Annotated in this window: 12 protein-coding genes; all 12 read right to left on the reverse strand. The window is 68.8% G+C overall.

Annotated elements, in window-relative coordinates; genetic code table 11:
• Window positions 1-228 precede the first annotated feature (228 nt).
• Window positions 229-1,764, reverse strand: coding sequence for a YifB family Mg chelatase-like AAA ATPase (locus ACY45C_RS12375; protein ID WP_462187768.1), 1,536 nt, complete (start codon window positions 1,762-1,764; stop codon window positions 229-231).
• Window positions 1,764-2,120 (reverse strand): YraN family protein, encoded by a 357-nt coding sequence (locus tag ACY45C_RS12380; RefSeq protein ID WP_462187769.1) that lies wholly within the window; start codon window positions 2,118-2,120, stop codon window positions 1,764-1,766. Before ACY45C_RS12380 ends, ACY45C_RS12375 begins: the two co-directional genes overlap by 1 nt.
• A gap of 300 nt (window positions 2,121-2,420) precedes the next feature.
• Window positions 2,421-2,717, reverse strand: coding sequence for a DUF2469 domain-containing protein (locus tag ACY45C_RS12385; RefSeq protein ID WP_011437963.1), 297 nt, complete (start codon window positions 2,715-2,717; stop codon window positions 2,421-2,423).
• Window positions 2,714-3,436, reverse strand: coding sequence for a ribonuclease HII (locus tag ACY45C_RS12390; protein WP_462187770.1), 723 nt, complete (start codon window positions 3,434-3,436; stop codon window positions 2,714-2,716). Before ACY45C_RS12390 ends, ACY45C_RS12385 begins: the two co-directional genes overlap by 4 nt.
• Entirely contained in the window at window positions 3,433-4,287 is an 855-nt protein-coding gene (gene lepB / locus ACY45C_RS12395; RefSeq protein WP_462187771.1) for a signal peptidase I, read from the reverse strand. The genes ACY45C_RS12390 and lepB overlap by 4 nt, the downstream gene beginning before the upstream one ends.
• Window positions 4,288-4,684: 397 nt before the next feature.
• Window positions 4,685-5,041, reverse strand: a complete 357-nt coding sequence (gene rplS, locus ACY45C_RS12400) for a 50S ribosomal protein L19 (protein WP_462187772.1) — start codon at window positions 5,039-5,041, stop codon at window positions 4,685-4,687.
• Between the two features lie 246 nt (window positions 5,042-5,287).
• Window positions 5,288-6,076, reverse strand: a complete 789-nt coding sequence (gene trmD, locus ACY45C_RS12405) for a tRNA (guanosine(37)-N1)-methyltransferase TrmD (RefSeq protein WP_462187773.1) — start codon at window positions 6,074-6,076, stop codon at window positions 5,288-5,290.
• 120 nt (window positions 6,077-6,196) lie between these two features.
• Window positions 6,197-6,736 (reverse strand): ribosome maturation factor RimM, encoded by a 540-nt coding sequence (gene rimM, locus ACY45C_RS12410; protein WP_462187774.1) that lies wholly within the window; start codon window positions 6,734-6,736, stop codon window positions 6,197-6,199.
• A gap of 47 nt (window positions 6,737-6,783) precedes the next feature.
• Window positions 6,784-7,017, reverse strand: a complete 234-nt coding sequence (locus ACY45C_RS12415; RefSeq protein WP_462187775.1) for an RNA-binding protein — start codon at window positions 7,015-7,017, stop codon at window positions 6,784-6,786.
• Window positions 7,018-7,476 carry a 30S ribosomal protein S16 gene (gene rpsP / locus ACY45C_RS12420; protein WP_462187776.1) on the reverse strand — a complete coding sequence of 153 codons (459 nt, stop codon included), beginning with the start codon at window positions 7,474-7,476 and terminating at the stop codon, window positions 7,018-7,020.
• Between the two features lie 264 nt (window positions 7,477-7,740).
• A complete protein-coding gene (ffh, locus tag ACY45C_RS12425; RefSeq protein ID WP_462187777.1) occupies window positions 7,741-9,294 on the reverse strand; it encodes a signal recognition particle protein in 1,554 nt (517 codons plus the stop codon).
• A 389-nt stretch (window positions 9,295-9,683) separates the two neighbouring features.
• A partial coding sequence (ftsY, locus tag ACY45C_RS12430) for a signal recognition particle-docking protein FtsY (RefSeq protein WP_462187778.1) occupies window positions 9,684-10,569 on the reverse strand: 886 nt, incomplete at its 5' end.

Genomic DNA, 10,569 nt, shown 5'->3' on the forward strand with positions numbered 1-10,569 from the left:
ACGACACGGGCCAACCGCTCGGGATCCGACCAGTCGGTGTCATCCGGTGCCACCCTCCCGGGCGCGGGACCGGGATCCGCCCCCCGGGCATCCGGCGGAGTCGTCGAGCTCATGTCCCACTCCCTGAAGACGGCACCGGATGCGGCTTCTTCCTCCTGCGCGACACGGTCTCCTGCGCGACACGGTTCACGTCACGGTCAGGAGCGTCCCCACGGGGGCCTCCCATGCTCATGCCGACCACCCGGGCAATCTCAGATCCAGCGCGGCACCGAACTGCTCGGGACCGGGCGTGCCCCGTCCGGCGAGATCGGCGAAGGTCCACGCCAACCTCAGGACACGGTCGAGACCGCGCGCGGTGAGCAGGCCTCTTTCGAATGCCCGCTCGGCCACGGCCGTCGCCCTCGCCGGCAGCGGCCACAGTCGGCGCATCGCCGGCCCCGGCACCTCCGCGTTGAGCCGCCACGGCGTTCCGGCCAGCCGGACCCGGGTCGCCTCCTGGGCCGCGGCGACCCGCGCCGCGACGACCGCGGACGAATCACCCTGGCCACGGTCCGCCCGTAGCTCCGCCCGGCTGGGATCGCTCAACGCCACCTGGATGTCGATCCGATCCAGGAGCGGCCCGGACAAACGGGCCAGATAGCGCCGACGGACCAGGCTCGGGCACTCGCAGCCCACCGCGCGTGGGCCACGGGCCTTCGAACACGGGCAGGGATTCGCGGCCAGAACCAGCTGGAAGCGGGCGGGAAACCGTGTCGTCGCGCGAGCGCGGGCGATCTCGATCTCGCCGCTCTCCAACGGTTGACGTAGCGCATCGAGACTTTGACGGGTAAACTCTGGCGCCTCGTCCAAAAACAGGATGCCCCGGTGCGCCTGACTGGCCAGCCCGGGCCGAATCACCGTCGAGCCTGCCCCGACGAGTGCCGCCGGGGTCGCGCTGTGGTGCGGACTACGATACGGCGGTCGGGTGACGAGCGGGCAGTCCGCGGGCAGCAGGCCGGCGACCGAATGGACCGCGGTCACCTCGAGAGCGGCCTCGGTACCGAGGTTCGGCAGCAGCCCGGGCAGTCTGTCGGCCAGCATGGTCTTGCCACTGCCGGGCGGCCCCTGCATGAACAGGTGGTGGCCACCGGCCGCCGCGACCTCGACGGCCAGCCGGCCCCTGCTCTGCCCCGCCACGTCCGCCAGATCCCCGACCTGACCGTCGGTGGAGGCAGCTTCGGCCGTGGGGGCCGCCACGGGCTCGGCGGCGATCTCTCCCCGCAGGAGCGCCAGCACACTGGTGAGATCGACAGCGGGCTCTACCACCGCGCCCGGTACCAGCGCCGCCTCGGCGGCGTTGCCCGCCGGTACCACGACCCGTTCGATACCGGCAGCCACCGCCCGAAGTACCGCCGGGAGCACCCCGCGGACACCGCGCACCCGGCCATCCAGCGCCAGCTCGCCGATGAGTACCCGACGGAGCAGGGCGGCGCGCGGCACCACACCGGCCGCGGTGAGGATCGCCACCGCCATAGCCAGGTCGAAACCACTGCCCGATTTCGGGAGGGTGGCGGGGAACAACCCGAGCGTGATGCGCCGATCAGGCCACCGTTGGCCCGAGTTCACGATCGCGGCGCGAATCCGATCCCGTGACTCATGCAACGCGGCATCGGGCAGACCGATGAGAGTCAGCCGCGGAAGACCATTGGCGAGATCCGCCTCCACCTCGACGATGTGACCTTCGACCCCGACGACCGCCGCCCCCCGGGCCCGCGCGAGGGCCATCAGAACGCTCCCCGGATGTGCTCGACACGAACCGGACCCGCCGGAGGGCGGGACACCAGGAGGACGTCGAAACACACCAACGACGAGGCGTGGGGGTGCTCTGCGAGCCATCGGGCAGCCAGGCGTCTGATCCGAGCCGCCTTGCGACCCACGACGGCCTCGGCGGCCGATCCGTAACGCGTCCCGGATCGGGTCTTGACCTCGCAGAACACCAGGCTCTCACCGTCCTGCACAACGAGATCGAGCTCGCCCTCGCGGCAGCGCCAGTTACGGTCGAGGATCTCGGCGCCGACCGCCGCCAGATGGCGGGCGGCGACATCTTCGCCGAACCTGCCCAGTGCGTCCTTTGCCCGCATCGCCGCTCCCGTTCGCCGGGGGACGGGTGCCCGCCGGTCGTGACCAGCGTGGACGTGGGCGGGCCGGAGAGCCATCCACATGATCGATATGTGGATGGCGAGGGTTTCTCCACAGGAACGAGCTGGGCGGACATCTCAGCGGGGCATCACGGGCTTCGGTGACGGGCCGACTCGCACTGTCGATCCAGGCGACGACCGACCGGAATGAGATGCCGATCTGCCGAACATACCGCCGAGACGATCAAGACGCCGAAGCGATCAAGCGGCCGGGGCTGGAAAGCGTGACGCCGAGAGTCGGCGTCAGAGCTCGGCCTTGGTCAACTCCTCGACGTTGATATCTTTAAAGGTGACTACTCGGACATTTTTAACAAAACGCGCAGGACGGAACATGTCCCACACCCAGGCGTCCCGCAAGATCAACTCGAAGAAGACCTCGCCGTCCGTGCTGTTCCTGACCTCGATCTGGTAGTCGTTCGCGAGGTAGAAGCGGCGCTCGGTTTCGATCACATACGAAAAAAGCCCCACCACGTCGCGGTACTCGCGATAGAGCTGCAACTCCATCTCGGTCTCGTACTTCTCGAGGTCTTCCGCGCTCATACAGTCTCCGTGACGCCATGTCGGCTGGTCACAAGCACCCTGTCCTCCAGCCGCAATGATCGTGCTTCCCTCGTCGTCGCCGCATGCGCAGCCACGTTGACGTACGACATCCGATGCTCGTCACACGGTCCGCAGCGCGCCAGCGCCGCCGCGTGGGCCGCGGTGACGTATCCCTTGTGCTGCGCGAAATCGTACTCGGCATAGCGCGTGTGCAACGCACGCATGATCCGGTCCCTCGTCACCTTCGCCACGACCGAGGCTGCCGCCACGCACGCGACCACCCGGTCTCCCTTCACCACCGCCAACGACTCCGCTCCGAAACCGGCGACCGCGAATCCATCCGTGAGCACGTACCCTGGGCGCACAGGCAGGCGCGCCACCGCGCGTCGCATTCCGGTGATGTTGGCTACGTGCAGGCTGACCCGATCGATCTCGGCCGCGGAGATGACGACGGTCGACCACGCCTCGGCGGCGGCCGTCACGTCCTCGAAAACACTCTCACGGATCTGCTCGGTCAGGAGCTTGGAGTCGGCCAACCGCGCCAGCCGTCGACGAGCCTCCGGAGCCAGAATCACCGCGGCGACGACCAAGGGTCCGGCGCATGCCCCACGACCCGCCTCGTCGACCCCTGCGACCGGACCGAGACCATGCCTGTTCAGAGCGCGCTCGTAACCGAACAGCCCCGCATCCCGGCGAAGAGCGGCACCGTAGTGTCTCATGACGGACCGCGGCGCCGAGCCGTCCCTGACGCGCGCGTGCGCGTGGGTCCTCGTGGCATCCGGCGGGGCCGACGGGTGGCGGTCCACGCCGGGGGGATTAGCACGGCAAGGGCGAACAGGGATGCGTCATCCGTGGCCGGGGAGCCCGGCAGCGGCACCGCGGCGTCGTCGGCGGAAGACAACGCGGCCGATGTGGCCGACGTGGCCGACCCGGCCGGCGCACGAGGAGCCGGAGACACCACCGACTCGACGGGAATCCCGGCGAAATCGTTTGGAACGCCCAGGAATCCGAACCGGCCGAGTGGCCAGACACGGACGAAGGCCCGTCCCACCACCGCATGCTTCGGGATCGGCCCGTTCTGCCGGGCATCCGAGGAGGCCCCGCGATGGTCACCCATCACCCACAGGTAGCCAGCCGGGACGGTCAGCGGGCCGAACCGCTGATAGTCGTTCTGGTAGACGTACGGCTCGTCGAGCGGATGGCCGTTGACCGAGACTCTGCCCGCGGTATCGCAACACGCGACCGTGTCGCCGCCGACCGCTATGACGCGTTTGATGAAGTCGGTCTCGCTCGGAGCCCCGAGACCCAACAGGTTCTGCGCGCCACGAACGAACCTGCTGAACGCGTTGCTCGGCGGCGGGACGACGGACTCGGCATGATCGAATCCGGTCCCCTTGCCGTTGAAGACGACGATCTCACCCCGATGCACGTCGCGGAAGTGGTAGACGACCTTGTTGACAAGAACCCGGTCGTCGACGAGCAGTGTCCGTTCCATCGACTCCGAGGGGATCCAGAACGCCTGGACCAGAAAAGCCTTGATGAGCAGGGCGAGCAGAAAGGCGATCAGCACAAGGACCGGGAGCTCGCGGAGGAACGAGCCACGGCCACGGGCCCGCGCCGCCTCAGGCCGGGAAACCCGACGACCGGTGGCTTCCGGACCGTCGGGCTGCGCCTGGTCCTTCGGGCCGTCTGGCTCGGTCGCAGGGCTCGGCTGCGCGCCGTCCGGCTGGCCGCACTCGGTCCTTCCCGGTACCCGAGGCCCACTGGGATCGGATGCGTTCACGCCGCCACCTCGCAGGATCGACCGCCAAACCTCATCGGACCGGTCGACGTGCCACCAGCCGCACCTTGCGACAGCGTTGCGGACCGTGCCGCCTATCTTCTTCCATCAACGGCGACGGCACCTGCACGGGCAACCGGCAAGTCGCGGATGGAGAATCCGGACGCGTCACGGGGTGGCGGTGACCTCAGCGCGCGACCGGCTCACGCTTCTCCTTGATCTTGGCAGCCTTACCGCGCAGCTGACGCAGGTAGTACAGCTTGGCCCGTCGGACGTCACCGCGGCTCACGACCTCGATCTTCGAGACGATCGGGCTGTGGAGGGGAAAGGTCCGCTCCACGCCCACGCCGAAGCTGACCTTACGGACGGTGAAGGTCTCCCGCACCCCGCCACCCTGGCGGCGGATGACGGCACCCTGGAAGACCTGGATGCGCTGACGGTTTCCTTCGACAACCCGCACGTGGACCTTGAGGGTGTCGCCCGGCCAGAACTCGGGCACGTCGGTCCTCAGCGACTCGGCGTCGAGGCTGTCCAGGGTGTGCATGGCAGTCGCTTCCTGAAGAGTTGAGAATGGATCGTCCGCGGCCCCGGAACGCACCGAGACGGACAATCCATGGTCGAGGCCGATCTGGCCGGCATGGGTGGACGCAATCACCGCGAGGTGTCCCGCGGGGAAGACATGCGACCCGAGGCCGCCCGAACCGGTCACGAACCGACGGACACTGCATCCTACTGTGCCACACCTAGGAGAGAGACCGGACCGCCCTGCCCCTCGCCTGGCCCCTCGACGTCACGACGATGGATCAGGCCGGTCCCCTCGGTGGGGGCCCGGCACCATCCGCCCGGCAGCCTCGGCAGCGGCGGCAGCGAGTACGGCTCGGTCCGCTTCGGCGAACTCGCGGCGTTCCAGGAGGTCCGGGCGCCGCAACAGGGTACGACGAAGCGCCTGGGAACGACGCCAGCGGGCGATCGCCTCATGATCGCCGGAGCGGAGAACGGACGGCACCTCGGCCCCCCGCCATACCGGCGGACGGGTGTAGACCGGGCCTTCCAGCAAGCCGTCGGAGAAAGAGTCGTCGACGACCGAGGCACTGTTACCGAGGACTCCGGGCAGCAGCCGCGTAACCGCTTCGAGAATCACCAGAGTCGCGGCCTCGCCCCCGGCCAGCACATAGTCTCCGATGGAGATCTCGTCATCGGCCCAGGTCTCGATCATCCTGGCGTCGATACCCTCGTAGCGCCCGCAGCAGAACACCAGCCAGGGCTCGCGCGCCAACTCTTCGGCATATCGCTGAGTGAACGGAGTCCCCGCCGGGGTCGGCACGACGACCCGGGGCCGGCTACCGGCCACTCGTGCGGTGATCTCCGACAACGCCGCGTCCCAGGGCTCGGGCCGCATGACCATTCCCGGGCCTCCCCCGTAGGGGGCGTCATCCACGGTGCGATGAACATCCGTGGTCCACATCCGCAAATCATGTGTATGGATCTGCAGGGTTCCGCGCTCCTGGGCCCGGCCCACGAGCGACAGACGCAGTGGCTCGAGATAGGCCGGGAAGATGGTGACGATGTCGGCGCGCATCGGCTGCTTTCAGAGATATCGGTTCTCAGAGGTATCGGCTGCCTGCCGGGAAACCCGACCTGCCCGCCAGCCGAAGACCGGGCCGAGGCGGCGCAGCCAACTTCCGGCGCAGGACCCGAGTCAATCGAGATCGAGCAGGCCGGGCGGCGGATCCACGACGATCCGGCCGGCGGGGGGGTCGACGGTCGGCACGATGTCACGGACGAAGGGGACGAGATGCTCGCCACCGTCCGGGCCGCCGATCGCGAGCAGGTCTCCCGCAGGGGAGTGAATGATGCCGGTGACGTGCCCCAACAACATGCCCGCCGTGGTCACCGCCCGCAGGCCGACCAGGTCCCGATCCCACCACATCTCCACGGCCTCGCCGTCGGCGGCATCGTCGTCGAGCGGCGATCCCGCCTGATCCGCGTCGATAGCCAGGAGCACGCCGCGCAGCGCCTCCGCGGCGCCACGATCGTCCACCCCGCGAAAGTGAAGCAACAGGCGACCCGAGTGCCAACGAGCGCCGGAGACGGTGAGCGGAGTTCCGCCCCCTTCGCGACCGAGGACTGCCCCTACGGCGAACCTGCGGTGGGGCACGTCGGTGCGAATCTCGATCGTGACCTCACCGCGGATGCCATGCGGCCGGCCGATCCGCCCGACGACGATCTCCTCAGCCACGACTTCTCGAGCAATCAGGACGAAGCTCGCGACAGCATCGGCGGATCCTAATGATCCACATCGACAACGTCGATCCGAAGGCCCCGGCCTCCGACACCGCCCATCACCGTGCGCAGCTCACGAGCGGTACGGCCTCGCCGACCGATGACCTTCCCGAGATCTTCGGGGTGCACCCGCACCTCCAGGGTACGTCCACGCCGACCGTTGTTCAGGTCCACCCGGACGTCGTCGGGGTGATCGACGATGCCTCGCACAAGATGTTCGAGGGCCGCCTCCAGCACCTACTGCCCCGCGGTCGTCGGTGCGTCCGTGGCCGGGGCGGCTTCCACTTCCTCTGCCGACTCTGCCGACCCGGACTTCTTGGCCTTCTTCGGCGTGGTGGCCGGCCGGTCCTCGGCGCCCGCGGCAGCCCGCGCGGCCGCCTGGAAGATCTCCCGCTTGTCCGCCTTTGGCTCGGCGACCTTCATCGGCGGGGGCGCCGGCAGGTTCTTGAACTTCTGCCAGTCCCCGGTGACCTTGAGGATCGCGAGGACGGGCTCGGTGGGCTGTGCACCGACCGAGAGCCAGTGCCCCACCCGCTCGGCGTCGACCTTGATGATGCTCGGGTCGGACTTGGGGTGGTACTGCCCGATGGACTCGATGACCCGACCATCCCGCTTGGTACGGGCATCGGCCACGACGATGCGGTAGTGCGGCTCGCGCATCTTGCCGAGACGCTGCAGTTTAATCTTGGTTGCCACGGTGGTCGAACGGCTCCAGACATGTCGATGACCACTGGTTTTCCACGGCTGCGCATGGAGCCCCGGTGGTGGGAAGCACCCGCGCCGGACAACCACTCACACATCTCCCGCGCGACACCGCGAGGAACCGCGACACCGCGAGGAATGAGGGCAGCCACACCGGCGCTGGCAGGCAGGGCCTGTATTGAGCTTACAGTCTGCCAGATCGTGACCGCCGCGCACGACCGGGGAGCCCGTGCATCCACCACGGCCGCCTCGCGCGGGTCAACGGCCCCCGCGGGGGCCGCGCGGCGGCATCCCACCGAAGCCGTCCTGCTGCCGCATCAGCGCCGAGAGATCCGGCATGCCGTCCGGAAGCGCGGGGCCCTTCGCCAGCCGCTCCTGCGCAGTGGACTTCTGCGCCTTGGCCTGGGCCGCCCGTGCCGCCGGATTACCCTTGCGGCTGGCTCCCTTGCCCTTCTTCGCGGCCTTGCGAGCCGAGGCGGCCTTCGCTCGACCCATCCCCCCCGGCATCCCCATGCCGCCGGCCATCTGCCGCATCATCTTGCGGGCCTCGGCGAACCGGTCCAGCAACTGGTTGACCTCGGTGACCGTGGCCCCGGATCCACGCGCGACCCGAGCCTTGCGGGACGCCTGCAGGATCCTGGGATCACGCCGTTCCGTCGGCGTCATGGACCGAATGATCGCAACCACCCGATCGACGTCCCGATCGTCGACCTGCGCCAGTTGATCCTTCATCTGGCCCATACCCGGCAGCATGCCGAGCAGGTTGCCGATCGGGCCCATCTTGCGGACCGCGAGCATCTGCTCGAGGAAATCCTCGAGAGTGAACTCGGAGGCGACCATCTTCGCCGCCATGGCCTCGGCCTGCTCGGCCTCGAACGCCTTCTCGGCCTGCTCGATGAGGGTGAGGACGTCACCCATACCGAGGATCCGCGACGCCATGCGTTCCGGGTGGAAGACGTCGAAGTCGTCCAGGGCCTCGCCGGTGGAGGCGAACATGATCGGCCGACCGGTCACCTGGGCGACCGAGAGGGCCGCACCACCGCGCGCGTCGCCATCAAGCTTGGTCAGGACCACTCCGCTGAATCCCACGCCATCGGCGAAGGCGCTCGCGGTCGCGACCGCGTCCTGACCGATCATCGCGTCCAGGACGAAGAGAATCTCATCCGGTGAGACGGCGTCGCGGATGTCGGCCGCCTGCCGCATCATCTCCTCGTCGACGCCGAGCCGCCCGGCCGTGTCGACGACGACCACATCGAAGACCTGCCGGCGCGCGTGCGCGAGCGCGTCGCGCGCGACGCGCACCGGATCCCCGACCCCGTTGCCGGGCTCGGGCGCGAAGACCTCCACCCCGGCCCGCGCCCCGACCACCTGCAGCTGGTTGACCGCGTTCGGACGCTGCAGGTCGGCCGCGACCAGCAGCGGGGTGTGACCCTGGGCCTTGAGCCAGCGCCCGAGCTTGCCGGCCAGGGTGGTCTTACCCGTTCCCTGCAGGCCGGCGAGCAGGACCACCGTCGGCGGGGTCTTGGCGTACCGCAGCGTCGTCGTGCCGCCGCCGAGGATCGCGACGAGCTCCTCATTGACAATCTTGATTACCTGCTGGGCAGGGTTCAACGACGCACTGACCTCGGCGCCGCGGGCACGCTCCTTCACCGCGGCCACGAAGCCACGGACGACCGGGAGCGCGACGTCTGCCTCGAGCAGAGCCACCCGGATCTCCCGCGCGGTGGCGTCGATGTCGGCATCGGTAAGGCGCCCTCTGCCACGCAGCGACGCGAAGACCTTGTCGAGGCGGCTGGAAAGGGTGTCGAACACGCGCACACACTCCGAGATCGCAGACGGACCGCAGGCACCAGCGTACGCACCCGACGACGAGGACAGCACACCCCCGCGTCCGATCAACCGACGACGTCACGCATCGGCCGATCGACGCGGACGCGACGTGCGCGGCCCGGCGAGGCATGCCCGCACGGACACCGACCTGGTCATTCACCTGCCGGGCCCGCCCTCTGCGCTGAGGAGGGCGAGACGCCTCGCCGGACGCTCACCCCCCGGCCAGGAGAACACCGAGGAACATGGCGCGGCTGACCACGGAGCCCCACAGCTCCGCTCAGTGATGAAGCTTAGGTCACATGCCGAACGGCCGGAAGGCCTTGACGCTGAGCACGTTGTGGTCTTCGCCGATCCGGCGGCCACTCGATCGATCAGCCAGCTTCGCCCAACAGGGCGTCGACGAACGCCTCCGGCTCGAAGGGAGCAAGATCGTCTGGACCCTCTCCCAAGCCGATCAGTTTCACCGGCATGCCGAGCTCGCGCTGCACGGCGATGACGATCCCGCCCTTGGCCGTACCGTCCAGCTTGGTCAGCACGACTCCGGTGAGATCAACCGCCTGCGTGAACACCTGTGCCTGGACAAGCGCGTTCTGACCGGTCGTGGCGTCGAGCACGAGCAGCACCTCATCGACCGGACCGTGCTTGCCCACCACTCTTTTAATCTTCGCCAGCTCGTCCATCAGGCCTGCCTTGGTGTGCAGCCGGCCGGCGGTGTCGATCAACACGGTGTCCACACCGCTCTGCGTGCCCTGTCGGACCGCATCGAACGCCACCGACGCGGGGTCACCCCCCTCGGCCCCGCGGACCGTGATCGCGCCGACCCGTTCACCCCAGGTCTGAAGCTGATCCGCGGCCGCGGCACGGAACGTGTCCGCCGCGCCCAGCACGACCGTACGCCCGTCCGCGACCAGCAGCCGCGCGATCTTTCCACAGGTCGTGGTCTTGCCCGTACCGTTGACACCGACGACGAGTACGACGGCGGGACGATCCGGGGCCGTCGTGCGCAGCGATCGGTCGGTCGTCGTACCGATCTGGGCAAGCAGCTCGTCGCGCAGCACCGCCCGCACATCCGCAGGCGTGCGGGCACCGAGCACCTTCGTGCGTTCCCGCAGCGCGGCGACCAGCTCGGTGGTCGCCGTAACCCCGACGTCGGCGAGGAGCAGGGTCGCCTCCACGTCTTCCCACGCGTCCTCGTCGAGATTGTCGCCGGACAGCAGGGAGAGCAATCCGCGACCGAGCGCGTTCTGCGAACGAGCC

The sequence above is a fragment of the Frankia sp. CcWB2 genome, from assembly GCF_977927585.1.